The organism is Halorubrum salsamenti, from assembly GCF_007671685.1.
Lineage (GTDB): Archaea > Halobacteriota > Halobacteria > Halobacteriales > Haloferacaceae > Halorubrum > Halorubrum salsamenti.
Window position 1 is genome coordinate 343,505 of sequence record NZ_VCNL01000003.1, and the last position, 23,535, is coordinate 367,039.

24 protein-coding genes are annotated in these 23,535 nt (G+C 69.7%); 10 read left to right on the forward strand and 14 right to left on the reverse strand.

Features of this window, described 5'->3' with window-relative positions:
* Nucleotides 1–6 precede the first annotated feature (6 nt).
* The 8 genes from hisH to FGL94_RS10775 form a co-directional block, all read right to left on the reverse strand.
* Nucleotides 7–666: an imidazole glycerol phosphate synthase subunit HisH gene (gene hisH / locus FGL94_RS10740; protein ID WP_144924677.1), complete on the reverse strand. Its 660-nt coding sequence runs from the start codon at nt 664–666 to the stop codon at nt 7–9.
* A 121-nt stretch (nt 667–787) separates the two neighbouring features.
* Nucleotides 788–1,876 carry a phosphonate ABC transporter, permease protein PhnE gene (gene phnE, locus FGL94_RS10745; RefSeq protein WP_144924680.1) on the reverse strand — a complete coding sequence of 363 codons (1,089 nt, stop codon included), beginning with the start codon at nt 1,874–1,876 and terminating at the stop codon, nt 788–790.
* 22 nt (nt 1,877–1,898) lie between these two features.
* Nucleotides 1,899–2,684 carry a phosphonate ABC transporter ATP-binding protein gene (locus FGL94_RS10750; RefSeq protein WP_144924683.1) on the reverse strand — a complete coding sequence of 262 codons (786 nt, stop codon included), beginning with the start codon at nt 2,682–2,684 and terminating at the stop codon, nt 1,899–1,901.
* A 29-nt stretch (nt 2,685–2,713) separates the two neighbouring features.
* Complete coding sequence (locus FGL94_RS10755) at nt 2,714–3,874, reverse strand: phosphate/phosphite/phosphonate ABC transporter substrate-binding protein (protein ID WP_144924686.1); 1,161 nt, start codon at nt 3,872–3,874, stop codon at nt 2,714–2,716.
* 102 nt (nt 3,875–3,976) lie between these two features.
* Nucleotides 3,977–4,630 (reverse strand): uracil-DNA glycosylase, encoded by a 654-nt coding sequence (locus tag FGL94_RS10760; protein WP_144924689.1) that lies wholly within the window; start codon nt 4,628–4,630, stop codon nt 3,977–3,979.
* Nucleotides 4,631–4,863: 233 nt separating this feature from the next.
* A complete protein-coding gene (locus tag FGL94_RS10765) occupies nt 4,864–6,339 on the reverse strand; it encodes a glycerate kinase type-2 family protein (RefSeq protein WP_144924692.1) in 1,476 nt (491 codons plus the stop codon).
* Nucleotides 6,340–6,433: 94 nt separating this feature from the next.
* Nucleotides 6,434–7,021: an endonuclease dU gene (locus FGL94_RS10770; protein WP_144924695.1), complete on the reverse strand. Its 588-nt coding sequence runs from the start codon at nt 7,019–7,021 to the stop codon at nt 6,434–6,436.
* Nucleotides 7,022–7,025: 4 nt separating this feature from the next.
* Complete coding sequence (locus tag FGL94_RS10775; protein WP_004049114.1) at nt 7,026–7,208, reverse strand: DUF5786 family protein; 183 nt, start codon at nt 7,206–7,208, stop codon at nt 7,026–7,028.
* A gap of 129 nt (nt 7,209–7,337) precedes the next feature.
* On the opposite strand from FGL94_RS10775, the gene FGL94_RS10780 reads away from it, so the two are divergent.
* Nucleotides 7,338–7,979, forward strand: a complete 642-nt coding sequence (locus tag FGL94_RS10780) for an MBL fold metallo-hydrolase (RefSeq protein WP_144924698.1) — start codon at nt 7,338–7,340, stop codon at nt 7,977–7,979.
* Between the two features lie 289 nt (nt 7,980–8,268).
* Here the strand turns inward: FGL94_RS10780 and FGL94_RS10785 are convergent, their stop codons facing one another.
* Nucleotides 8,269–8,418, reverse strand: a complete 150-nt coding sequence (locus FGL94_RS10785) for a 50S ribosomal protein L40e (protein WP_144924701.1) — start codon at nt 8,416–8,418, stop codon at nt 8,269–8,271.
* 95 nt (nt 8,419–8,513) lie between these two features.
* The gene (locus FGL94_RS10790) at nt 8,514–8,783 is read right to left on the reverse strand and encodes a thioredoxin family protein (protein WP_144924704.1); all 270 of its coding nucleotides are present in this window, start codon (nt 8,781–8,783) and stop codon (nt 8,514–8,516) included.
* Between the two features lie 161 nt (nt 8,784–8,944).
* On the opposite strand from FGL94_RS10790, the gene FGL94_RS10795 reads away from it, so the two are divergent.
* The 3 genes from FGL94_RS10795 (at nt 8,945) to hisE (ending at nt 10,145) form a co-directional block, all read left to right on the forward strand.
* Nucleotides 8,945–9,109: a preprotein translocase subunit Sec61beta gene (locus FGL94_RS10795; protein WP_128905394.1), complete on the forward strand. Its 165-nt coding sequence runs from the start codon at nt 8,945–8,947 to the stop codon at nt 9,107–9,109.
* Between the two features lie 107 nt (nt 9,110–9,216).
* The gene (gene pdxT, locus FGL94_RS10800) at nt 9,217–9,810 is read left to right on the forward strand and encodes a pyridoxal 5'-phosphate synthase glutaminase subunit PdxT (RefSeq protein ID WP_144924707.1); all 594 of its coding nucleotides are present in this window, start codon (nt 9,217–9,219) and stop codon (nt 9,808–9,810) included.
* On the forward strand, nt 9,807–10,145 hold the full coding sequence (gene hisE / locus FGL94_RS10805) for a phosphoribosyl-ATP diphosphatase (RefSeq protein ID WP_144924710.1): 339 nt from the start codon (nt 9,807–9,809) through the stop codon (nt 10,143–10,145). Before pdxT ends, hisE begins: the two co-directional genes overlap by 4 nt.
* A gap of 3 nt (nt 10,146–10,148) precedes the next feature.
* Here hisE and FGL94_RS10810 read toward each other — a convergent pair whose 3' ends face one another.
* On the reverse strand, nt 10,149–10,577 hold the full coding sequence (locus tag FGL94_RS10810) for a hypothetical protein (RefSeq protein ID WP_144924713.1): 429 nt from the start codon (nt 10,575–10,577) through the stop codon (nt 10,149–10,151).
* Between the two features lie 167 nt (nt 10,578–10,744).
* Here FGL94_RS10810 and FGL94_RS10815 point away from each other — a divergent pair, with 167 nt between their 5' ends.
* The 4 genes from FGL94_RS10815 (at nt 10,745) to cysS (ending at nt 18,039) form a co-directional block, all read left to right on the forward strand.
* Entirely contained in the window at nt 10,745–13,021 is a 2,277-nt protein-coding gene (locus FGL94_RS10815) for a hypothetical protein (RefSeq protein ID WP_144924716.1), read from the forward strand.
* Between the two features lie 109 nt (nt 13,022–13,130).
* Nucleotides 13,131–15,803, forward strand: coding sequence for a leucine--tRNA ligase (gene leuS, locus FGL94_RS10820; protein ID WP_144924719.1), 2,673 nt, complete (start codon nt 13,131–13,133; stop codon nt 15,801–15,803).
* A gap of 276 nt (nt 15,804–16,079) precedes the next feature.
* On the forward strand, nt 16,080–16,460 hold the full coding sequence (locus FGL94_RS10825; protein WP_144924722.1) for a MarR family transcriptional regulator: 381 nt from the start codon (nt 16,080–16,082) through the stop codon (nt 16,458–16,460).
* Between the two features lie 88 nt (nt 16,461–16,548).
* Nucleotides 16,549–18,039, forward strand: coding sequence for a cysteine--tRNA ligase (gene cysS, locus FGL94_RS10830; RefSeq protein ID WP_144924725.1), 1,491 nt, complete (start codon nt 16,549–16,551; stop codon nt 18,037–18,039).
* A gap of 306 nt (nt 18,040–18,345) precedes the next feature.
* On the opposite strand, the gene pheA is transcribed toward cysS, so the two are convergent.
* Both pheA and FGL94_RS10840 read right to left on the reverse strand, forming a co-directional pair.
* Entirely contained in the window at nt 18,346–19,152 is an 807-nt protein-coding gene (pheA, locus tag FGL94_RS10835) for a prephenate dehydratase (protein WP_144924728.1), read from the reverse strand.
* A gap of 42 nt (nt 19,153–19,194) precedes the next feature.
* Nucleotides 19,195–19,737 (reverse strand): DUF7523 family protein, encoded by a 543-nt coding sequence (locus FGL94_RS10840; RefSeq protein ID WP_144924731.1) that lies wholly within the window; start codon nt 19,735–19,737, stop codon nt 19,195–19,197.
* 128 nt (nt 19,738–19,865) lie between these two features.
* Here FGL94_RS10840 and FGL94_RS10845 point away from each other — a divergent pair, with 128 nt between their 5' ends.
* Entirely contained in the window at nt 19,866–20,735 is an 870-nt protein-coding gene (locus tag FGL94_RS10845) for a CbiX/SirB N-terminal domain-containing protein (protein WP_144924734.1), read from the forward strand.
* 86 nt (nt 20,736–20,821) lie between these two features.
* Nucleotides 20,822–21,973, forward strand: a complete 1,152-nt coding sequence (locus tag FGL94_RS10850) for a DR2241 family protein (protein ID WP_241659161.1) — start codon at nt 20,822–20,824, stop codon at nt 21,971–21,973.
* Nucleotides 21,974–21,998: 25 nt separating this feature from the next.
* Here the strand turns inward: FGL94_RS10850 and FGL94_RS10855 are convergent, their stop codons facing one another.
* The gene (locus FGL94_RS10855; protein ID WP_144924740.1) at nt 21,999–23,489 is read right to left on the reverse strand and encodes an aldehyde dehydrogenase family protein; all 1,491 of its coding nucleotides are present in this window, start codon (nt 23,487–23,489) and stop codon (nt 21,999–22,001) included.
* Nucleotides 23,490–23,535: the final 46 nt, after the last annotated feature.

Sequence of the window (23,535 nt, forward strand, 5' to 3'; positions counted from 1 at the left end):
CGGACGCTACCGGTCCGCGCAGTACTCGACGAAGTTCCGTAAGATCCGGAGCCCCGTCTCTCCGCTCTTCTCGGGGTGGAACTGCGTGCCGAACACGTTGCCCGCCTCGTTGGCGACGACGGCGGGGAAGTCGACGCCGTAGTCCGCGGTGGCGACGACCGCGTCCGGGTCGTCGGGCTCGGCGTAGTACGAGTGGACGAAGTAGGCGTACTCGCCCTCCACCCCCTCGACGATCGGGTGCTCTCTCGCGATTTCGAGCTCGTTCCACCCCATGTGCGGGATCTTGCGGTCGACGTCGAACCGGACGTTGGTGCCGGGGACGAGATCGAGGCCGGTCACCTCGCCTTCCCCCTCGTGGTCGGCCTCCTCGCTGGAGGTGAGCAGCATCTGCATCCCGAGACAGATCCCGAAGAGGGGACGACCGGCGTCGGCGTGGTCGGTCAGCGCCTCGCGAAGCGGACCGGCGTTCTCCATCCCCTCGCGGAACGCGCCGACGCCGGGGAGGACGACGCCGTCGGCGGCCGCGAACGCCTCGGGGTCGTCGGTGATCTCGACCGACGCGCCCGCGCGCTCTAACCCGCGGGTCGCCGACCGGAGGTTCCCGAGGCCGTAGTCGACTAAAACGACGTCCGCCAGCGTCTCCGCGGGCGGTTCGAAGGTGCTCATACGTCCCCTCGGAGGGGGACGGAAAAGTCGGTTTCCCTTGTGGCAGTTCGGTGGACGGCCGTTCACTCCGACGGCCGCGGCCCGCCTCGAACGGGGCGCGGCGGGCGGAGCGCTCCCGCGTTCACTTCATCGCCGATTCCATCATCCGGCGCGGGAAGCCGGTGATGAGCTCCCAGATGCCCATCTCCACGTCGTCGGAGCGCAGCCGCGACCGGAGTCGCTGGCTGAACAGCTCGACGGAGATGATGAGCAGGAAGATGGCGAGCAGCGTCGCCATCATCTCGGTGAACCGCAGCAGGTTCTGCTGGGAGGTGAGGACGTAGCCGAGCCCCCCGGCGCCGATGACGCCGACGGTGACGGCGGCGCGGACGTTGATCTCGAAGATGTACAGCGTCCACGCGATGAACGCGGTCCGGACCTGACTCAGCATGCCGAAGAAGACGATCTGCGGCTTGCTCGCCCCGGTCGTGCGCATCGCCTCGATCGGTCCGTCCTCGATCTCCTCCAGCTCGTCGACGAACAGCCGGCCGAGGTTCCCGATCGTGTCGAACGCGATCGCGATCGCGGCGGAGGCGGGCCCGAGCCCGAGGAACGGGATGAAGATGAGCGTCCAGATGATCGCCGGGATCGCCCGGATGAACGACATCGTTCCGCGGAAGATGAAGTTGAAGGGGAACGGCGTGACCCGCTCCGAGCCGAGCGTCCCGAACACCAGGGCGAACGGGAACCCGAGGATCGTCCCGACGAACCCCATCGCGAGGGTAATGCCGGCCTCCCCGAATATTTGGAAGATCCCGAGTTCCTGGAAGAAGAACGCGTAGATGTCCGTCGGGTCCGGGGGGAACTGGAACAGTAGCCCGCCGATCTCGGGGTCGTACAGCAGGTTCTCCTGTCTGATGAAGCTGGTGTACTGGCGGACGTCGAGGAACGGGATCACGCCGAAGTGGTTCGTGATCGGGAAGAAGCCGGTCAGCGACTCGGTGAACGTGTCCAGCCTCGCGTCCGGGTTCAGAAGCTCCGTCGCGGCGAACGCCTGCAGCGTCGTGAACGCCAGGAAGGTCGCGAGCCCGACCCACCCGAGCGCCCGGCGGCGACGCGTCCGCTTGATGTTCTCGAACTGTTCTGCGATACGGTCCGGAACGTCGGAGGCGTCGTCGACGCCGACCGCCTCTGAGCGCGTCCCGTCGGAGTCCGTGGTGTCTGTTGTCACTCGTGGATCAGCTCCGTTCTCGTCACGTCGTCGCGACCTCGTCGGTCTCGCCGTCGGCGTCACCGTCGTCGCGGACGAACATCCCCTCGGTGTCGATGTCGCCGTAGAGGTCGTCGATGACGTCGATCGTCAGATCGTCTCGGTACCCGTCGAACACCTTCTCGCCGTCCCTGAGGCCGATGAACCGGTGTCCGAACTTCCGGGCGATGTTCACCTGGTGGAGGCTACAGAAGGTCGTCAGATCGCGGTCGTCGGAGGCGGTTCGGAGGTACTCCATCACGCTCTGTGCGCTGCCGGGATCCAGGCTCGCGACCGGCTCGTCGGCGAGCAGTACGTTCGGCTGCTGGACGAGCGCGCGGGCGATCCCCACGCGCTGCTGTTGGCCGCCGCTCATGCTCCGCGCCTTCTGTTCGGCCTCCTCTAAGAGGCCGACCGTGTCGAGCGCGTCGAGGGCGCGGTGCTTCTCGTCGGGGTCCTGTAGCTGGAGGACGCTGGAGACGAACCCGGAGCGGTGGACGCCGCCGGAGAGCGAGTTCGAGTACGCCGTCATGTCGCCGATGATGTTGTGCTGCTGGAAGATCATCGCGACCTCCGGTCGCGGCTCGATCATGGGCTCGCCGTCGATCCGGATCTCGCCCTCGGTCGGCGAGAGCAGTCCGCTCAGCGTCCGCAGCAGCGTCGACTTCCCGGAGCCCGAGACGCCGAGTACGATGACAAACTCGCCGGCGGGGACCTCGAAGGACACGTCGTCGAGCGCGACCGTGTCGCCGAACCGTTTCGTGAGGCCGTCTACTTCGATGTAAGTCATAGAGAAAGCGTTGTAAGTAGCCGCTCAGCCTACAGCGTGCTCCACTCCAAGCCGAGCTCCTGACCGAGCTCCGCGACGGGGTCGTAGTCCTCGACGCTCGCGTCGACGACGCCGCTGAACCAGAGCGAGTGGGCCTCGACGAGCTCCAAGTCGTCCCGCTGTTCCTCGCTGAGCTCGGACTCGTTCATCTCGAGGATCTCCGGGTCGATGCTGAGCGCCTCGGCGATGTCCGCCTGCGACTCGTGTTCGAACGCCTCCTGCGGCGCGTCGATCATCAGCTGGCGGAGGTCGTCTTTGAGCGACTCCTCCCACGCGGCGTTGCTCACGATCGGCGCGCGCGGGATCGGGTCGGAGACCGCGAGGAGCTGCAGCTCGGGGTCGCTTTCGCCGGCGCCCTCGTACTCCGCCGAGATGTCGACGAAGTCCTGCGACATCTCGTCGAACTGCTCCTGCGGCACGTGCGCGGCGGTGGAGAACGCGCCGGTCCCGGCGGCCGCGATCCGGTCGTCCTGAATGAGCTGTTCGCGGGCCGTCGTGTGGTCAGAGGTCCGGAGCTCGAAGTCCTCGGGCGAGCCGGAGGGAGCGCTCCCGATGTCGAGCCCGGCGTTACTGAGCATGTACAGGGGGAACAGCGTCCCGGAGACCGACGTGGGCGCGGCCGACGCGACGACCTCGCCCTCCAGGTCCGAGAGCGACTCGATGCCGCTGTCGGGCGTCGTCGTGATGAGCGAGAAGTACTGCTCCGCGCCGTACGCCACCCGCATCCCCGTTACGTCGAGCTCGCTGGGGATCTGCGCGACCGCGCCCGGCGACACGTCAGCGAAGAGCCGGTCGCCCTCCGCGGCGCGCCGGAGCTCCTGTGCGGTGCCGGAGTAGCTCGCGGTCGGCTGTTCGACGATCTCCACCTCGGCCTCGGACTCCAGGTACTCGAACAGCGGCTGGTACTGCACCTGAATGTCGATCTCCTCTTCCGCGGGGTTCAGCACCCACGTGACCTCCGTCACGGAGTTCTCGGAGTCGCCCGCCGTGCCGCCGTCCGAACCGTCGCTTCCGTCACCCGATCCGCCGTCGCTGCCGTCGCCACCGTCCCCGCCACCGCTGTCGGAACAGCCGGCGAGCCCGACTACCCCGGCCGCACCGGCCGTCTTGACAAATGTTCGCCGATCCGCCGACCACCTGTTGTCGGACATACGGTTGTGGGTTCGACTCGCATGGTATATTATTTTCTATGTTTCGTATGCAGAGCTACTGTTACGGACGTTCGCACGGCTTTTCCCGCCGATCCGTTCGTTTCAGAACTCCCCGAGCCGCGACTGACCGCCCGACTCGCCGCCGGCGGCCCCGCTCAGTTCGCCGGCCCGCGCGATGGTCTCGAAGAACCCGTCGCGCTGGCTCCGGTCGTACAGCGTCGCCGCCGGGTGGACGGAGAGCAGCACGCGCCGGGACGCCCCCGCGATCCGCGCGTCGACGACCTCGCCCGACTCCGAGGTGATCGCCACCGACCGGTCGAGGAGATGCTCGCTCGGCACCTTCCCGAGCGTGACGATCAGGTCGGGAGCGAGCCGGTCGATCTCGGCGTCGAGGTGGCCGCGGCAGTTCGCCAGCTCCTCGGTCGTCGGGTCCCGGTTGTCCGGCGGGCGGCACCGCACGCAGTTCGTGATTCGCACGTCCGCCCGCGCGAGGCCGGCGTCGCGGAGCGCCTCGTCGAGCACGTCGCCCGAGCGCCCCACGAAGGGCTCGCCCTCCTCGTCCTCCCGTGCGCCCGGTCCCTCGCCGACGAACAGCAGGTCCGCGTCCGTCGGGCCGACGCCGTCGACGATCCGGCTCCGTGACTCGACGAGCGCCGGACAGCGCTCGCAGGACGGCACTCGGAGCTTCTCGTCGAGCGCGCTCTCGTTGGGGGCCTCGTCAGATCCTCCATCGATCGCGTCCCCGTTCTCGGTCATGGATCGAGGTGCGACCGGGGTCGACATAAGTCCGTCCGCCTTCCGACGACGACGTTTTGATGAGGTGCGTCTCGGCTGGGTGGCCGGCGTCGGCTATTTATAAAAGGTGGTAGCGATCCGGCAGTGAATACTTCCAAAGCCCCAGCCTCGCGCGACGCTCCTCGCACCCGGTGGGCGCTCGGAGGCGCGCGCCACCGCAGTTTCTTTATAAGTGATCGGTGTGTTCCCGACCCTCAGTCCCGCTTCTCCACCACGATCGCTCGCAGGTCGTTGACGTTCGTCCCGGTCGGACCGGTGCGCAGGAGCGCGCCGGCGTCGTCGAGCAGGGGGTACGCGTCGTGCCGGTCGAGGGCGTCGCGGGCGGCGTCGGGGTCGAGCGTCGTCGCGTCCGCGATGGCTCCGGCGGCGTCTGTCGGCCCGTCGAGCCCGTCCGTGTCGACGCTCGCGACGACCACTCGGGGGCCGTCGCCGTGCTCGGTCCGTGCTCCGTCCCCCACCGGCCCCTCCGCGAGCGCCAGTCCCGCGCTCGCGACGAACTCCGCGTTCGGGCCGCCCGTCCCCGGATCCGCGGCGTCTCCGACCGTCACGGTCGTCTCGCCGCCCGAGAGCAACACCGCCGGCGGCTCGATCGGCGACCCGCGGGCGGCGCACTCCTCGGCGATCGCGGCGTGGGTCGTCCCGGCCTCGCGCGCCTCGCCGCGGACGCTCGCGGAGAGCACCAGCGGCTCGTACCCCCTGTCCGCCGCGGCGGTCGCGGCCGCGTCCAGCGCGGTCCGCCCGTTCCCGACGACGAACGCCGCGCTCCGGTCGAACGCCGGGTCGCCCGCGGTCGGGGTCTCCGGCAGGTCGCCGTCGGCGCCCGACGAGAGGCGCTCGCGCACCGCGGCGGGAACGTCGAGGTCGTACCGGTCGAGGACCGCCAGCGCGTCCGCGTACGTCGAGGGGTCGGGGACGGTCGGCCCGCTCGCGATCACGTCGAGCGGGTCGCCGATCACGTCGCTGACCGCGAGCGTGACGGTCGTCGTCGGGGCTGTTGCGCGCGCCAACTCCCCGCCCTTCACCGCCGAGCAGTGCTTCCGGACCGCGTTGATCTCGTCGATCGACGCGCCCGACGCGAGCAGTTCCGACGTGAGCACGCGGAGGTCGCCGACCGAGAGGGGATCCGCGGGCGCGGCCAGCAGCGCGCTTCCACCGCCGGTGATGACCGCGAGAACGAGGTCGTCGGGGCCGGCGCGCTCGGCCGCGTCGAGGACTCGTCGGGCGCTCTCGGCCCCCCGATCGCTCGGTAGCGGGTGGTCGCCCGGGAGCACGTCGAACGCGGCGGACGATGGCGGGTCGACCGAGTCGAACGAGTCAGCCGGCTCGCCTTCCGGTCCGTCCGGAGGGTCGTCGGTGACGACGAGCCCCTCGTCGATCTCGCGGTCGCTCTCGCCGAGCACGCCCGCAACCCCCTTCGCCGCGCCCGCGGTCGCCTTCCCCGCGCCGAGGAGAATCACTCGGTCGTACGCGTCGAGGTCGTACTCGCCGACCGCGCCGTCGGCGCCCGCGACCCGGAGGGTCCCGTCTCGAACCGAGACGACGTCGCGGATCAGCCGCTCCGGGAGCGCGGCCTCGATCCCGGCCGCGAGGCAGTCGAGGGCCGTCTCGTGCGCCTGCGTCCGATCGAGTCGCTCGCGGTCGCGGAACGTCACGCCGGGGTCGTCGGTCATAGCGGTTGCTCTCGGCGGAGCGACATATATCCGACGCGGGTGAGCCGATCTGGATGCGCCGACGCGTCGGCTCGACGCGCCGGGCGGAGTGGGGCTACTCCTCGGCCGTCGCCTCTCGGTGAGCGCTCGCCGCGATCGCGCCGATCCGGAGCGGCTCCGGGCGTCGGAACCCCTCGCGGACCAGTCCGCGGACCGCGGCGGCGGCCTCGTCGGGGTCGATCCCGACCGCGCGGACGAACAGCGGTTCGGGGGGAGCGCTCACGGCCGAATCGGACTCGTCGCGTTCCACCCGAACTCGGGGTGGAAGGGACTGGTAGGTGTCGAGCCGCCGCGCGAGCGCTTCGCCGTCGAACGCCTCGCGGAGCGCCGGTTCGAGCCCGGGGCTCTCCTCGTAGCTCACGGCGTACACCGGTCGGTCGAGAGAACCGCGGAGCCGCGGCAGGTCGAGGATGTTGAACCACGCCGGTGCGACCCCCGCGACGGCGACGTGGCGCACGTCCTCGCGGCCGAGCCGGTCGAAGAGCGCGACCGCGGCGTCGGTCGCGTCGGTCCCGCCGACGGTGCAGGCCCCGAACCCGAGCCCGTCGAGAGTGCCGTCGTCCCTGACGATAGCCCCCGCTAGGCGACTGGTTCGGTCGCCGTCTGAGAACGCGATACCGAGCGTCCGGCTCGGTGGCGTCACCCGATCAGGTCTCCTCGGACTTGATCTCCTGGAGCCGGTCGAGCAGCTCGTCGTTCGACGCGCCGGGCTCGTAGTCGACGGACCCCTCGTGTACCTCTTCCGCGGCTCGGACTCCGTCGTCGTCGTCGAAATCCGCATCCAGGTCTTGATTCTCCTGTTCGGATTCGTCGTAGCTTCCGAAGCCCATATGTGAGTGGAATTAACACGCCGCGACGGATAAATCCCCGGGCGAATCGGGGAGACGGAGGGAGGCCCCGCGGGTCCGTTTCCGGACGGGACTGCACGCTTTTACCCATTCGGCGCCCTTCGTGCGCGTATGGAGCCGATCACCGTCACCGCGGACGCGGAGGAGTTCACCTGCAACGCGTACCTCGTGCCCGGCGAGGCGCCGACCCTCGTGGACGCCGGCACGATGCCGGGCGTCGACGACGTGATCGCCGACGCGCTCGACGAGGCGGGCGTCGACGGGCTCGACCGGATCGTGTTGACCCACCAGCACCACGACCACGTCGGCGAGCTCGACGCGGTGCTCGACCGGTTCGACGCGACGCTGTACGCCAACGCCACCCACCCGCGACGCGACGTGGGGATCGTCGACGGCGACGAGATTCTCGTCGGCGACGAGCCCTGCGAGGTCGTCGAGACGCCCGGTCACGCCGACGACCACGTCGCCTTGGTGGGCGAAGAGCGGCTCTACTCGGGCGACGTGGTCGTCTACAACGACGGCGCGTTCGACGACGGCTCGTTCGGCCGCACCGACATGGCGGGCCAGTCGCGCGAGGAGTTGATCGAGAGCCTCCACACCGTCCTCAACGTGCTCCCGGACACCGTGGAGGCGATGTATCCCGGCCACGGCGACGTCTACCGCGCGAGCGACGGCCCCGACACGGTCCGCGAAGTCATCGAGCGCGCCACCGGGCGCGCGGAGCGCCGCGAGCCGAAGTACCCCGACGAGTAGCGGGGGAACCGCGCGGGCGACGACGGCGACGACTTATAAATAGACGCGCGGCTGGGGCCTTGGCGGTGCCCGTCGCCGATCCGAGCGAGGTCACTCGTAAGCGAGCCGCTGAGACCTCGACGGCGTTCACCGCGCCGCCGCCAGCAACGGCAGATAGATAGCCGCCAGCAACGGCAGATAGATAGCCGCCAGCAACGCGCCAGTCGCACTCGGGCACGCCTACCGTCGGATACCGATCGCTCCGCAAGCGCGATCTGCAGGAGAAACGAGGGGCCGGTCGGCGACCGGTCTACGCCGCGCGGCGTTCCTTCGCCTTCGGGCGGAGGTTCGTGTAGCCGCACTTGCGGCAGCGGTTCGCATCGGGGGAGTTGCGGGCGTTACAGCGCATGCAGATGTGTCGGTCGAGGTTGCGGCGTTCCGCGGCGTCGAAACTGGCCATACCGGTACTGTCGGGCCGACGCTGTAAAAGGTTGCGAGACGCGGCGGGTCGGGTCGGTCGCCTCCGAGCGGCCCGAGCGCGCGTGATATACCCCGTTACGCGCCCGCTTCGGAGAGCGCGGACTCGATGTCCTCGCGCTGGGTGACGCCGACGAACCGGTCGACGACGCCGTCGTCGTTCTCGACGATGAGGGTCGGTAGCGAGCGAACCTGATACTGGTTGGCGACGTCCTGCTCCTCGTCGACGTTCACCTTCTGCAGCTCGAAGGCATCGCCGAGGTCCTCCTGGATCTCCTCCAGAATCGGGTCCTGCGTCTTACACGGGCCGCACCAGTCAGCGTGAAAATCCAGCAGTCGAACAGTCATTATCCGGCGCAACCTACCGCCGGGCGGCGCATAAGGGTTTCCCACTCGTGCACGCTCCGGCTCGAACCGCGGCCGTCGCTCTCGGATCCGACGCGTCGAGGCGGCTCCCCCGCTGAACGGCGAACGAAACGTTTAGAACGCCGCGAGACGCACGGCCAGCCATGAGCAGTGGTTCAAACTCCGGCGGGCTGATGTCCAGCGCGGGACTCGTCCGCTACTTCGACAACCAAGGCCGGGACGCGATCTCGATCGACCCGAAGACCGTTCTCGCGTTCTGCGTCCTCTTCGGCGTATTCGTACAGATCCTCTCGCTGACCGTCGCGTAGGTCGGCCAGTCTGACCTACCCGTCGCCGCACCTTCCGCCTTCGTCAGCGCCCTTTTTGCCCGCTTCCTAGCGCGCCCTTTTTGCCCGTCCCCCACCGACCGGTTCCCATGCAAGCAGGCGTCATCGCCGTCCAGGGAGACGTGGCCGAACACGCCGCCGCCGTCGAGAACGCCGCGGCCGCCCACGGCGAGCCCGCGGAGGTGGTCGAGGTCCGGGACGCGGGGGTCGTCCCCGACTGCGACGCGCTCCTCGTTCCCGGCGGGGAGTCGACGACCATCTCGCGGCTGATCCGCCGGGAGGGGATCGACGAGGAGATCCGAGACCACGTCGCGAGCGGGAAGCCCGTGCTGGCCACCTGCGCGGGCCTCATCGTCTGCTCGCGAGACGCGAAGGACGACCGCGTCGACGCGCTCGGGCTCGTCGACGTCTCCGTCGACCGCAACGCGTTCGGCAGACAGAAGGACTCCTTCGAGGCGAAGGTGCCGGTGAGCGGGCTCGACGGCCCGTTCCACGCCGTGTTCATCCGTGCGCCGCTCATCGACGAGGTGGGCGCGGGCGTCGAGACGCTCGCGACCGTCGACGGTCGCCCGGTCGCGGTCCGTGACGGCCCAGTGGTCGCCACCGCGTTCCACCCGGAGCTCACCGACGACTCGCGGATCCACGACCTCGCCTTTTACCCCGAGAAGGAGGTGGTCGCGTGAGCGACCCGGATCCCGAAACCGCCGGGGAGACCGAGAGCCCGGATGTCCCCCCCGAGGCCGTCCTCGACGAGCTGTTCGCCACCATCGAGTCGCGGAAGGCGGAGCTGCCCGAAGGGTCGTACACCGCCTCGCTTTTCACCCACGAAAAGGGCGAAAACGCCGTCTTAGAGAAGATCGGCGAGGAGTCCACGGAGGCGATCCTCGCGGCGAAGGACGACGACCTCGACGAGCTCACCTACGAGAGCGCCGATCTCGTCTACCACCTGCTGGTGCTGTTCGCGATGAAGGACCTCGACCTCGACGACCTGCGGGAGGAGCTTCGGGACCGTTTTTAAACCCTATCTCTCCCGTTCGATATCCCGGTCGATACTGTCGAGCTCCCGATCGATGTCGTCGCGCTCATCGGTCTCCAGCTCGCTCGCGATCCGGCGCTCGAACTCCGCCTCGCCGATCTGTCCCTCGACGTACTGCCGGCGGAGTCGGTCTTGCCGGCTCTCGGTAGCGGTATCGGCCGACGACGCCGAAGACGACCGCGACCTCCCGAGCGAGTCGCCCGCCGAGCGGCTCGCGTCGTCGCCGCCGAACAGCCACGTTCCGGCCTTATAAAGGACGTAGACGACGCCGACGAACACCGCGAGCGAGACGATGCCGGAGACGATCGCCCACGCGAGACTCAGGATCGCCGAGACCACGGAGACGACGACGCTGACGGCGAGCAGGACCGCGAGCGCGATCGCGCCGTAGTAGAGGGCCTTCTTGAGAGCCATCGGGGGATATGGCGCGTCCGGCCGCAAATACCTTCTCCCGGTGGGCCGCTCCGCCCGTCTGTCCGTCAGAAGACTTATTCGGCGCTGCGGTCGTGACCTAGTGAAATGCATCCGGAGCCGCGGTCTTCGACGGACGCCCCACCCACGGACGGCTCGGAGGTCCGCCCGTGACCGATCGTGCCGCCTCCGGCGCCGGTCGGCCCGAATCCGGCGGTGATCGGTCTGAGTCCGGCGGTGATCGGCCCGCATCCGGCGTCGACCGTCGAACCGTCCTCGGCGCGCTCGCGGGGGCCGGGAGCGCCGCGGTCGCGGGCTGTTCCGGCTCCGGCTCCGATTCGATGCCGAGCGACGCCGAAACGGGCGGCCTCAACCCGGACACCCTCGACGAACTCGCGTCCCGGTTCGCGCCGACGCTGTACTTCGATTCCGCCGAGCCGTGGTTCCCGACGGACCCGCGGCCGTACGCGGTCGAGGAGGACGGCGAGACGGTCGTCGACGGGTTCGCGGCGTTCGACGGCTACCACGAGCGGTACGACGAGGCGGGCGAGCCGCCGAACCCGACCGTCTTCTACAACGGGGTCCGGTACGAGGACTCCCCGCTCGCGGTCGTCCAGTTCTGGATGTACTCCGCGTTCGACCAGTTCACCGCCAACTTCCACTGGCACGACTGGGAGGTGCTCCACGTCTTCGTCGACCTCGACACCGGCGACCCGCAGCTGTTCGTCGCCAGCTCCCACTCCCGGAGCGTGCCGAACAACGAGTTCCTCGATCCGAACCCAGACGCCGTCCCGCGGATCCTCTCCGAGCTCGGCTCGCACTCCAGCACGCTCTCGGTCAACGAGATCCCCGACCGGTTCCAGCGCGTCGGCGAGGAGGGACTGCTCGCGGACATCACGAACACGACGATCGACACCGTCGAGGACCTCCTCGGGATCCCCATCGCGTACGGCCTCCCCCGCGACGAGGGAGCCCGACTCCCGTTCGTCGTCCCCGAGTTCGAGGGCGCGCCGATCTACGAGCACCCCGACCTCCCCTCGGTCACCGCCGAGTCGCTGGTCGACGGCGCGCTCACGATCCGGTCGCTCGACGCGCTGCGCTCTCCGCCGACCGACCTCCCGCTCCGGGAGACGGGGATCGCCTTCCGACACGCCGACCGCGAGGACGCGGCCGCGGACGAGACCGCCGAGGAGGTGGTCGGGTACGAGCTCGTCGAGACCGCCGAGCTGGAGGAGATATCGTCGTTCACCGGCCCGCAGCTGAGCTTCGAGTTCGCGGTCCCGGAGGCGGTCGAGGACGCCGTCGCCGGCCACATCACGACCACGGGCGTCCCGTGGGACCAGCCGCGCTACGAGAACCCCGCGCTCGACGTGACCGCCGGCAACCACCGGTCGGAGCTCGCCGACCGGTACGAGGCCATCGCCGCCGACGAGTCGTTCGGAGCCGAGGCGGCCGCGGGGCTCGACGCGGTCGTCGCCCGCGTCACCCGAGCGACCGAGACCGACGAGGCCCCGGACGGCGAGGGGCTGACGACGACCGACGCGGTCACCGAGTCGTTCGTGCTGATCGAGAGCGACCCGGAAGCGGTCCCCACGTTCGCCGGCGGGGTCGCGGTCGCCAACGGAGTTCCGGAGGGCGACCACCGCTTGACCGTCAACGGTGCCGGGCAGGCCCCCCACAGCGAGGAGCTGACGGTCGCCGCGGACGAGCCCGTGACGACCGCGGGCGTCGACGGCGAGATCCCGCTCGTCGCCCGCGAGAACGCGACGAAGGTGGAGCTGTCGGACGCCGAGAGCGACGTCGACGTGACCCGAAACGCGATCGAGGACGACTTCGCCGGCCGGATCTACGACTCGGCGGTCGACGGGAGCGACGCCGTGTACGTCCACGCGGGCGGCGCGTACACGACCGAGGTGCGCGACGCCGACGACGAGGTCGGCGCGTATCGGGTCAATCCGGACCCGCCGGGATCGAACGGCGGGGACGACGGCGGGAACGGCCCGATTCGGATCGACCGGCCCGAGACCGGCGCGGCGTCGCTCGCCGGTTACGTCGCCGACGTGGCCGAGGAGACGCGGGCGGAGGTGGCGGCGGCCGCGGCCGAGAGCGGTGACGGCGACGGCGATGACGGCGATAGCGACGACGATGGCGACGGAAGTCCCGGCGGCGGAGCGGGAGGCGGCCCCTCGAACGCGGTGAACGGGCTCGAGCGCGCCCTCGCCGCCGCGGTCGACCAAGCGGAGCGGGCCGAGGAGCGCGCCCGCGAGGGCGACGGTGAGGGGACGAACCGCCAGTTAGAGAACGTGCTCGACCGGATCGCGCGGATCGAAGAGCGGCTCGCGGCGGCGCGAGACGGACTCCCGCCGGGGCTCGCGAACGCGACCGGGAAGCGAGTCGAGCAGGCGACGCGCCGCGTCGAGCAGGCGCGGAACGCCGAGAAGCTGTAGGCGGCGATCTCCGTTTGCCGGTCGATCACCGCCCACGAGGTGGTGTGCCACGCCGCACCACCGGATGGAAAGCTATACGACGCCGACCCCTCCACGAGTATATAAGCAGATGTCTCAGGAGGGTTACGACCACACCGCGGTCGAGAAACGGTGGCAGGAGGCGTGGGACGACGCCTCCGTGTATCGCACGCCGGACGAGGTGGACGACCCCACCTACGTGCTGGGGATGTACCCGTACCCGTCCGGGAAGCTCCACATGGGCCACGTCCGAAACTACACGATCACGGACGCGTACGCCCGGTACCGCCGGATGCGCGGCGACGACGTGCTTCATCCGATGGGGTGGGACGCGTTCGGGCTCCCGGCCGAGAACGCCGCCAAGGAGCGCGACACGAACCCCCGCGACTGGACGTTCGACTGCATCGACACGATGCGAGGCCAGATGCGGTCGATGGGGTTCGGCTACGACTGGGACCGCGAGGTCACCACCTGCACCCCCGAGTACTACCAGTGGAACCAGTGGCTCTTCCGCCGGTTCCACGAGGCGGGGCTCGTCGAGCGCCGCGACGCCGAGGTGAACTGGTGTCCCTCCTGCGAGACCGTCCTCGCCGACGAGCAGGTGGAGGGCGACGACGAGCTGTGCTGGCGCTGTGACACCCCCGTCGAGACCCGCGACTTGGACCAGTGGTTCCTGGAGATCACGGAGTACGCCGACGAGCTGATCGACGCGATCGACGAGCTGGAGGGGTGGCCCGACTCGGTGCGTCAGATGCAGCGCAACTGGATCGGCCGCCAGCACGGGACGACCTTGGACTTCCATATCGAAGGCCACGGCCCCGTCGAGGCGTTCACCACACGCGTCGACACGATCCACGGTGCGACGTTCTTCGCGCTCGCGCCCGACCACCCGATCAGCGAGGCGCTGGCCGACTCGGACGAGGACGTGCGGCGCTTCGTCGAGGAGGAGGCCGACCCCGAGGGCGACGAGCCCAACGGCGTCGCGACCGACCTCACCGCGACCAACCCGGCCACGGGAGAGGAGATCCCCGTCTTCGTCGCCGACTTCGTCCTCTCGGACGTGGGGACGGGCGCGCTGATGGCCGTCCCCGGCCACGACGACCGCGACCACGCGTTCGCCGAGAAGATGGGCGTCGACATCGAGCCGGTGGTCGCCCCGGAGCCCGACGACTGGGACGGCGAGACGGTTCCGGACGCCCCCGACGTGAGCGAGGCGGCGTTCACCGACGACGGCGTCGTGATCAACTCCGGCGAGTACAGCGGGCTCGACAGCGAGACCGCCCGCGAGCGACTGACCGAGGACATCGAGAGCGCCGAGGCGACCACCCAGTACCGCCTGCGCGACTGGGGGATCTCCCGACAGCGCTACTGGGGGACCCCGATCCCGGTCGTCCACTGCGACGACTGCGGCTCGGTGCTGGTGCCCGAGGCGGACCTGCCGGTCGAGCTGCCGGAGTTCATCAACACGACCGGGAACCCGCTCGACGCCGCCGAGGAGTGGAAGCAGACGACCTGTCCGGAGTGCGGCGGGCCCGCGACCCGCGAGACGGACACGATGGACACGTTCGTCGACTCCTCGTGGTACTTCCTGCGGTACGTCTCGCCCGGCGACGAGGCGGTCCCCTTCGACCTGGACCGCGCGAACGACTGGATGCCGGTCGACCAGTACGTCGGCGGCATCGAACACGCCGTGATGCACCTGCTGTACTCGCGGTTCGTCACCAAGGTGCTGGCCGACGAGGAGGGGTTACAGCACCGCGAGCCGTTCACGAACCTGCTGGCCCAGGGGATGGTCCAGCTGGAGGGCGAGAAGATGTCCAAGTCGAAGGGGAACACGGTCTCCCCGCAGCGCATCGTCGAGGAGTACGGCGCCGACACGGCCCGGCTGTTCATGATGCAGGCGGCCCAGCCCGAGCGCGACTTCGACTGGTCCGAGGAGGGGGTCAAGTCGACGCACCGGTTCCTGGCGCGGCTGACTGACCTGGTCGAGGCGTACGCCGCGAGCGACGCGGCGACCGCGGACGCGGACGCCGACCGCGATGAAATCGACGACTACGTCGCCGACGAGATCGACGCCGCCGTCGCCATCGCGGGCGGTGAGTACGACGACCTCACGTTCAACGTCGCGCTGCGCGAGGCGCAGGACCTCGTGGGGACGCTCCGGAGCTACCGGGACCACGCCGAGCCGCACCCGGAGACGTACGAGCGCGGGCTGGACGTCGCCGTCCGCCTGCTCGCCCCGGTCGTCCCGCATCTCGCAGAGGAGCTGTGGGCGACGCTGGACCGCGACGGGTTCGTCGTCGAGGCCGACTGGCCGACCGCGACGGTCGACCGCGAGACGGTCGAGCGCCGCCGCCGACTGGTCGCGAACACCCGCGAGGACGTGCGCGACATCGTCGAGGTCGCCGGTATCGAGGACCCCGAGCGCATCGACGTGGTCGTCGCGCCCGACTGGAAGTACGACGCGCTGGACATCGCGATCGACAGCGACGCCGACAACCTCATCTCGGAGCTGATGGGGGAGAGCCACATCCGGGAGCAGGGCGACGACGCCGCCTCGTACGGGCAGGACCTGCAGGCGAACCGCGAGGCGCTACAGGAGACCCTGTCGGGCGACGAGGAGTACGACGCGCTGCGCGCGGCCTCGTGGCTGATCGAGCGCGAATTCGACGCCCCGGTCCGCGTCGAGCGCGCCGCGGACGCCGACGAGAGCGTGGTCCGGAAGGCCGAGCCGGGGCGCCCGGCGATCGACATCGTGGAGTAGCGGCCCGCGGTCCTTTTCAATCGAAACCGGCGGCCCGAAAGGGCTCAGTCGCCGGCGGCGCCTCCTCGCACGTGGACGAAAACGACGGGACGAGCGGCGAGGCGGACGACCCGTACGCCCCGACCCGCGAGTAACGCGCGCGAGGTCGATTAGATAAACAGAGAGCCCGGATTTCGAAGACCGACCGGTCCAGCCGACTACTATTCTCGGAGTTATTGTCCTATGAGTCATTATTCTATAGAAGACATTATCAAGGAGAATTATGTTGTCGCAGGTATGGGAAATGGTTCCAAAACGGGGCTGCAACGGGACATCCTCCTCACGTGGTGGGAAAATCCGAATGCAACAAATCAGGAGATCGCGGACGCGTGTGACTGTTCAGCATCGTACGTCAGCCAGATCAAGAATCGGTTCGACGATTACAACGAGCTTGACGCGATGATGGATAGGCAGGATTCCGAGTTAGAGCGGATGTTCGGAGAGGGTATATTCGGAAACAACGGGACGACACCGGCAGCAGTAGAGACGGAAGGACCGGGGATCGCGGAGCAGTGGAACGAGATCCCGAACAACATCCCGGGGCTGTTGATCAAGCTCATAGTCGTGATGGTACTCGGATACGCAGCGATCCAAGTCGGGATGACGCTCTTTCTCTGACTCTTAAAAGTACAAACACGGGATAACGAACAGATTCAACCTGCTCGATCCGACGGTTTAAAAGGCTCTCCGGAGGTACGAGCCGGTAATGAGTCTCGTCGTTACCGACACCCTGGAAGACGAGCGCGTCGAGTTCACGGCCGACGGCGACGTCACGCTGTACGTCTGCGGCCTGACGGTGTCGGACGACCCCCACCTCGGACACGCCCGCCTGTGGTTCCACGCCGACGTGCTCCACCGGTGGCTCGAACACGTCGGCTACGACGTGCGCCACGTCGAGAACGTCACCGACGTCAACGAGAAGATCACGGCCCGCGTCGGCGAGCGCGACGAGTGGACCGGCGAGCGCGACGTGGCCGAGACGTTCACCGCGACCACCTTCGGCGCGATGCGCGGGCTGAATCTGTTGCGCGCGGAGGTGTACCCCCGCGTCACCGAACACGTCCCGGAGATCGTCGACCTCGTCGAGACGCTGATCGAGAGGGGGTACGCCTACGAGTCGAACGGCTCCGTCTACTTCGACGTGACGAGCTTCGACGACTACGGGAAGCTCTCGAACCAGGAGGTCGACGCGCTCGAGGCGCAGGGCGAGCCCGACGAGCGGTCGGAGAAGCGCAACCCCGCGGACTTCGCGCTGTGGAAGGCCGACGGCGTGAGCGAGACCGCCGCGCGCGAGCACGCGAAGCACGACCACGGCGACGAGACGCCCGCGGGCGAGACGTGGGCGTCGCCGTGGAGCGAGGGCCGCCCCGGGTGGCACGTCGAGTGCTCGGCGATGTCGACGACGCACCTCGGCGACACCCTCGACGTCCACATGGGCGGACGTGACCTGGTCTTCCCGCACCACGAGAACGAGATCGCGCAGTCGGAGGCCGCCACCGGCGAGACGTTCGCGCGCCACTGGCTCCACGTCGGCCTGCTGGAGATGGAAGGCGAGAAGATGTCCTCGTCGATCGGTAACTTCTGGACCGTCCCCGACGCCCTCGACGAACTCGGCGTCAACGTGATCCGCACCTTCTACGCCGGGGCCGCCTACCGCTCCGAGCAGGCGCTCACCGAGGAGACGATCGCGGAGGCCGAGGAGCGCTGGGAGCGGCTCTCGCGCACCTACGACCGCGCGGTCGAGGCGCTCGACTCCACCGCGGCTCGTGCGAAGGCCGAAGACGAGGCGCTTCGCGCGGCCGTCGAGACGGCTCGCGAGGACTTCGCGGCCGCGATGAACGACGACCTGAACCTCCGGGAGGCGACCGCGGCGCTGCTGGACCTCACCGACGCGGTGAACCGGCACGTGGACGGGGTCGACGACGGGTCCTCGGAAGCGTACGATTACCGCGCCCTCCGCGAGGCCGTCGAGGCGTTCGACGACCTCGCCGGCGACGTGTTGGGGCTCCAGTTCGAGTCGGCGACCGACGGCGACGTCGATCTGGCCGGCGAGCTGGTCGAACTCGTCTTAGACGTGCGCGAGGCCGAGCGCGAGGCCGGCAACTACGAGCGCGCCGACGAGCTCCGGGACGCGCTCCGCGACGTCGGCGTCGAGATCGAGGACGGCCCGGACGGCGCGACGTACCGGTTCAAGTAGGGCGCGGATTCGCGTTTCAAAGTGGTCGTTGCCGTCGTGGTGACGACCATCGAACTCTCTCGATCGTTTATAAATGGTTGACAGCAGATCGGCGGAGAACTCTTCCAAATCCCCAGCCTCGTCGGTCGCCCGTCGCTTCGCTCCGGGGCAGCCGGCGGCGAAGCCGCCGGCGACCTCGCACGCGCTCCTCGTGGCCGCCGGTGGCGGCCACTCGGTGGCGCGCGCCACCGCACCGCCGCGTTCAGTTATAAACAGCCGTCTCCGTTCTGGGTTTAAATATTGCATCGCCGACGGCTCGATGAGTCCTTACTCCAACACGTGCTCCGTGTCGTACGACCCGAGCACTTTGACCCACCCGTTGTCGGCGATCGCTTCCACGTCCTCGACGGCGGCCGCCATGTGGTCCTCGTAGAGGCCGGCGTCGACGTCGAAGTGGAACAGGTAGTCGCCGAGGCGCTCGCCGCTCGGACGCGACTCGATCCGCGAGAGGTTGAGGTTGCGGTCTGCGAACGCCTCCAGGAGTTCCAGCAGAAGCCCGGGGTAGTTCGCGTTCGGGTAGACGATCAGGGTCGTCTTCCCACCGGCGTCCGACCGCGCGGACTCGGGCGCGACGACGAGGAATCGAGTCGCGTTGGAGGTGCGGTCCTGGATGTCCTCGGCGAGGATAGTGAGGTCGTCGCCGGCGTTGTCCGGGTGCCCGATCCCGGCGACGCGGGCGTCCTCGCGGGCGCGCTCGACACCGCGGGCGGTGGAGGCGACCGCTTCGAGTCCCGCGTCCGGGTGGTTGGCCTCCAGCCAGTTGCGACACTGCGCAAGCGCCTGCGAGTGGCTGGCGACGACGTCGAACTCCGACCCCTGCGCGAGGAGGGCGTGGCGGATCGGGGTGACGACCTCGCGGGTGACCGCGACATCGTGGTCGGCCAAGGCGTCGAGGCTCTCCGAGACGGAGCCCTCGATGCTGTTCTCGATGGGGACGACTCCGCGCTCGAACTCGCCGGCCGCGACGGCGTCGACGATGGCGGTGACCGATTCGCGGAACGACACCTCGGCGGCGACGGCCCGCGCCGCACGGTGCGAGTACGTGCCGGCGGGGCCGAGCGTGACGGCGTTCATCGCCCCTACCTATCAGACCGCGTTAGAAAAGCGTGCGGGGTCTCATCCGCCCGCGTCGACGGCTCCGTCGCTCGGCACCGCCGCCAGCGCGTCCTCGACGACCCGGACCGCGGTCGCGCCGTCGCGCCGCCCCACGACGACGACGAGCGCCTCCCCGGCGACGCCGGCGGCCTCGACCGCCACCTCGGCGGCCGCGAGCCGGCGGAGGACCGACGCGAGCGCCGCGGCGTCGACCGCGCCGGTCGCGAGGATGGCCGTCTCGCGCCCCTCGGGGACGACCGCCGCACCGCCGGCGCGGAGGAGGGGGTCGGCGGCGGAACCGTCGACATCGCCACCGTCGCCGTCGACGACTCCCACCCCGCTCCGCATCGACACGCTGGCCGCGCGGTCGACGGTCGCGTAGTCGGGCAGTTCCTCGCGGAACCGTCGGAGCGCGGTCGCGATCGCGTCGGGGTCGCCGTCGAGGCCGGCCTCGTCGGCCAGCCACGCGGCGGCGGCGCTGTGGTTGAGGACGCCGGCGCGGAGCGCGTCGAGGACGAAGGGGCGCTCCCGGGCGGCCTCGCGGGTCTCGGCTGCGAGCGACATGGGCGGACCTGCGACGCGCGGCGGCATGGCGGTTTCGGTCGTCGCCTCGGGAGCGAGGGACGGGCGTCGGTTTCCCACGGCCTCGCACGTGCCGAAGTCCCTAAGAGCGGCGCGCCCCCAGCGTGCGTATGCAGTCGCTCGTCATCGTCGCACACGGCTCACACCTCAATCCGGGGTCGAGCGCGCCGACGTACGACCACGCGGACACCGTCCGCGCGACCGGCGCCTTCGACGAGGTGCGCACCGGCTTCTGGAAGGAGGAGCCGCACTTCCGCGAGGTGCTTCGCACCGTCGAGGGCGACGAGATATACGTCGTCCCGCTGTTCGTCTCCGAGGGCTACTTCACCGAACAGGTGATCCCCCGCGAGCTCCGGCTCGACGGCTGGGACGTCTCCGAGTGGGACTCCGAGGGCCTCTCGGCCGATCAGGCCACCCTCGTCGCCGAGGACATCGACCGCGAGGTCCACTACTGCGGCCCGGTGGGGACCCACCGCGCGATGTCCGACGTGATCGTCCGGCGCGCGGAGTCGGTCACCGGCGACCCCGACGTGGGCGAGGGGTTCGGCCTCGCCGTCGTCGGCCACGGCACCGAGCGCAACGAGAACAGCGCGAAGGCGATCGAGTACCACGCCGACCGGATCGCCGAGCGCGACCGCTTCGACGAGGTGCGGGCGCTCTACATGGACGAAGAGCCCGAAGTCGACGACCTCCCCGAGTTCTTCGAGAGCGACGACGTCGTCCTCGTCCCGCTGTTCATCGCCGACGGCTACCACACCCAGGAGGACATCCCGGAGGACGTCGGGCTCTGCGAGGACCACACGGAGGGGTACGACGTGCCCGAAACGGTCGACGGCACCCGGATCTGGTACGCGGGCGCGGTCGGCACCGAACCCCTGATGGCCGACGTGATATTGGAGCGCGCGGCCGACGCCGGCGCCGACCTCGGGACAGCGCTCGACGACGTGCGCGAGACGACCCGCGTCGCCACGGGGGACTGACCGTGCCGGAACCCACTTCCGACGCGACGACGGGCGAGGGCGCCGCGGCCGGCGGCGACCCCGAGGCCGGTCCGGAGGTCCCCGACATCGACCTGCCGAGCGACGCCTTCGACGCGGTGCTCGACGCGCTCGCCGACCGCGACGCCGGCGATCCCCTCCGGTTCGAGGGGTTCGGCGTCGCGCGGGACGACGACGCGACGGGCGAGTACCGCCTCGACCCCGCCGACGGCGACCGCCGGACCGGGCTGTCGGAGCGCGAACTCCACGAGGCGCTGTCAGAGCGCGCCGCGGAGGTGACGGACTGGTACGCCTTCGAACGCGTCGTCGGCGAGTTCGGCCCGCGCCGCGCGTTCCTGCGCTGGCTGGAGGACGCCGACGGCGCGACGGTGGCGACTCGGTACGCCGCGCTCGCGGAGGGAATCGAGCGCGCGTGGGGCGAGCTGAAGATAACGGCCACGGTCACCGACCGCGGCGAGCGCCGGTACGACGTGCGCCACGCCGACGACGCCGGCGTCCCGGCCGACGAACTCGACCGCTACGACGACCCCCTCGACGCCCGCGAACTCGTCAAGCTCGACGAGAAGGGACGGTACCGGCCCCTCAAGACCGCGCCGACGCTCGCGGGCGGCTGGGTCTTCCCCGACCTCGGTCCGCGGGACGCCTACGAGGCGGTCGAGACGGTCTACCCCGCGACGGTCGCCAACTGGCACCGCGAGCGCGAGGGCGAGCTCGACGTGACCCACTGGCGCGAGACGATGGAGCGGCAGTCCGGCATCTACGGCGTCGTGAAGACGTGGGACCGGGGCGAGGGCCACGAGCACGTCGACTGGGTGGCGGAGGCGTGCTGCGACGACTCGCAGTGTCTGAAGCGCCGCGAGTGGGGGTACGACGACGAGACCGACCTCGACGTCGACGGCGGCGACGGCGCCTTCCCCTGCCGCGAGCCCTGCTCGGTCGTCGTGAGCGCCGCGCGCAAGTGGACCCGACTGGAGAGCGAGCAGCCCCGGACCTACGAGTTCGAGCTGACGCCGAGCGAGAAAGAGCAGGTCGAAGAGATCATCGACGCGGTCGCCGACGGCCGGATCGACGAGATCCGCGAGGCCGACACGAAGGAGGGCGCGAACCGGTACCGAACCCGCTTTTTGCGCGCCAAGCTGTTCGACGACGAGGGGAACCTCGGGGGCGTGCCGACCGAGCCGGACGAAGCGGACGAAGCGGACGAAGCAGACGAGGAGTAGCGGAGGGAGCCGCTTCGAACGGCCCTCAGATCGGGTACTCGCGCGGATCGTGCTGGACGGAGATCCACTTCGTCTCCGTGATCTCCCGCAGGAACGCGTCGCTGTTGTACTCGCCCACGCCCGAGGCGCCGACCCCGCTGAACGGGACGTGCGCCTCGTCGTTGATCGGCTGGTCGTTGATGTGGACGTTCCCGGTCTCCATGCGGCCGGCGATCTCCTTCGCGACCGCGAGGTCGCCGGCGTGGACGGCGCCGGAGAGCCCGTACTCGGTGTCGTTGGCGATCGCGACCGCCTCGTCGACGTCCGAGAAGGGGATCACGGGCGCGATGGGGCCGAAGTGCTCGTTACACGCCGCGGCCATGTCGTTCGTGACGCCCGAGAGGACGGTGGGCCGCACGACGAGCGAGTCGTCGACGCCGTCGAGGTCGGCGGTCTCCCCGCCGGTTTCGAGGGTCGCGCCGGCGTCGACGGTCCGCTCGACGTACTCCAGCATCTCGTCGCGCTGGGACTCGTCGATGATGGGCCCGACGACCGTGTCGGGCTCGTGGGCGCTGCCGACCGCGAGCGCCTCGGCGCGCTCGGTGAGCTTCTCGACGTACTCGTCGTACACGTCCTCGTGGACGACGTGGCGGTTGACGGAGATACACACCTGCCCCTGGTGGACGAAGGAGCCGAACGTCGCCGCGTCGACGGCGCGGTCGAGGTCGGCGTCGTCCGTGACGACGAACGCGTTGTTGCCGCCGAGCTCCATCGCGGGCACCGCGAGGTTCTCGCCCGCGAGCCCCGCGACGTGCTTGCCGACCGACGTGGAGCCGGTGAAGGAGACCACGTCGCTCTCGGGGTGGCCGGCGACGCGGTCGCCGATCTCGGAGCCGCGACCGGTGACGACGTTGAGCACGCCCTCGGGGAGGTCGGTCTCCTCGAAGAGCTTCGCGAACAGCAGCCCGCCCGTGATCGGCGAGTTCGTCGACGGCTTGAGGACGACGCCGTTCCCGGCGGCGATGGCCGGCAGGACGGCTCGCGCGCTCAGGTTCAGGGGGAAGTTCCACGGCGAGATCACCGTCACCACGCCCTTCGGCCCGCGCTCGACGACGTTCTCCTTGCCGGGGATGTTCGATTCGGCGTGCTCGCCCTTCATCCGGCGGGGCAGCGTCGCGGCCTCGCCGGCGTGGTCGGACGCGATCTGGATCGAGGTCTCGCCCATGATCGCCGAGCCGCCGGCCTCGTGGGCCAGCAGGTCGACCACGTCCTCGTCGTGCTCCCGTAAGGCCTGCAGGAACTGCTGAACGACCGCCGAGCGCTGCGCCGGCGGGGTCTCGGCCCACTCCTCCTGTGCGGCGGCCGCGGCCTCGTAGGCGTCGTCGACGTCGCCCTCGGTCGCGCTCGGCACCTCGGCGACGGCCTCGCGCGTCGAGGGGTCCTCGACGGCGATGGTCTCGTCGTCGCCGGCGGCGACCCACTCGCCGTCGATGTACTGCGCGCTCCAGTCGGCGTCGATGGACAGGTCGGTTGACATCTGTGTTTTACCAAACGGTAGAAACAGGGATAAGGCGGCCGATAGG

Excerpts from the sequence above, each read along its gene's own strand:
- FGL94_RS10775 (WP_004049114.1), bottom strand. The coding sequence starts at position 7,208 with ATGGGCTTCGGAAGCTACGACGAATCCGAACAGGAGAATCAAGACCTG.
- FGL94_RS10840 (WP_144924731.1), bottom strand. The coding sequence starts at position 19,737 with ATGTCGCTCGCAGCCGAGACCCGCGAGGCCGCCCGGGAGCGCCCCTTC.
- FGL94_RS10750 (WP_144924683.1), bottom strand. The coding sequence starts at position 2,684 with ATGACTTACATCGAAGTAGACGGCCTCACGAAACGGTTCGGCGACACG.
- FGL94_RS10810 (WP_144924713.1), bottom strand. The coding sequence starts at position 10,577 with ATGGCTCTCAAGAAGGCCCTCTACTACGGCGCGATCGCGCTCGCGGTC.
- leuS (WP_144924719.1), top strand. The coding sequence starts at position 13,131 with ATGTCTCAGGAGGGTTACGACCACACCGCGGTCGAGAAACGGTGGCAG.
- FGL94_RS10755 (WP_144924686.1), bottom strand. The coding sequence starts at position 3,874 with ATGTCCGACAACAGGTGGTCGGCGGATCGGCGAACATTTGTCAAGACG.
- cysS (WP_144924725.1), top strand. The coding sequence starts at position 16,549 with ATGAGTCTCGTCGTTACCGACACCCTGGAAGACGAGCGCGTCGAGTTC.
- FGL94_RS10825 (WP_144924722.1), top strand. The coding sequence starts at position 16,080 with ATGGGAAATGGTTCCAAAACGGGGCTGCAACGGGACATCCTCCTCACG.
- FGL94_RS10795 (WP_128905394.1), top strand. The coding sequence starts at position 8,945 with ATGAGCAGTGGTTCAAACTCCGGCGGGCTGATGTCCAGCGCGGGACTC.
- FGL94_RS10760 (WP_144924689.1), bottom strand. The coding sequence starts at position 4,630 with ATGACCGAGAACGGGGACGCGATCGATGGAGGATCTGACGAGGCCCCC.
- FGL94_RS10765 (WP_144924692.1), bottom strand. The coding sequence starts at position 6,339 with ATGACCGACGACCCCGGCGTGACGTTCCGCGACCGCGAGCGACTCGAT.
- FGL94_RS10855 (WP_144924740.1), bottom strand. The coding sequence starts at position 23,489 with ATGTCAACCGACCTGTCCATCGACGCCGACTGGAGCGCGCAGTACATC.
- FGL94_RS10790 (WP_144924704.1), bottom strand. The coding sequence starts at position 8,783 with ATGACTGTTCGACTGCTGGATTTTCACGCTGACTGGTGCGGCCCGTGT.
- FGL94_RS10845 (WP_144924734.1), top strand. The coding sequence starts at position 19,866 with ATGCAGTCGCTCGTCATCGTCGCACACGGCTCACACCTCAATCCGGGG.
- FGL94_RS10780 (WP_144924698.1), top strand. The coding sequence starts at position 7,338 with ATGGAGCCGATCACCGTCACCGCGGACGCGGAGGAGTTCACCTGCAAC.
- hisH (WP_144924677.1), bottom strand. The coding sequence starts at position 666 with ATGAGCACCTTCGAACCGCCCGCGGAGACGCTGGCGGACGTCGTTTTA.
- FGL94_RS10785 (WP_144924701.1), bottom strand. The coding sequence starts at position 8,418 with ATGGCCAGTTTCGACGCCGCGGAACGCCGCAACCTCGACCGACACATC.
- pheA (WP_144924728.1), bottom strand. The coding sequence starts at position 19,152 with ATGAACGCCGTCACGCTCGGCCCCGCCGGCACGTACTCGCACCGTGCG.
- pdxT (WP_144924707.1), top strand. The coding sequence starts at position 9,217 with ATGCAAGCAGGCGTCATCGCCGTCCAGGGAGACGTGGCCGAACACGCC.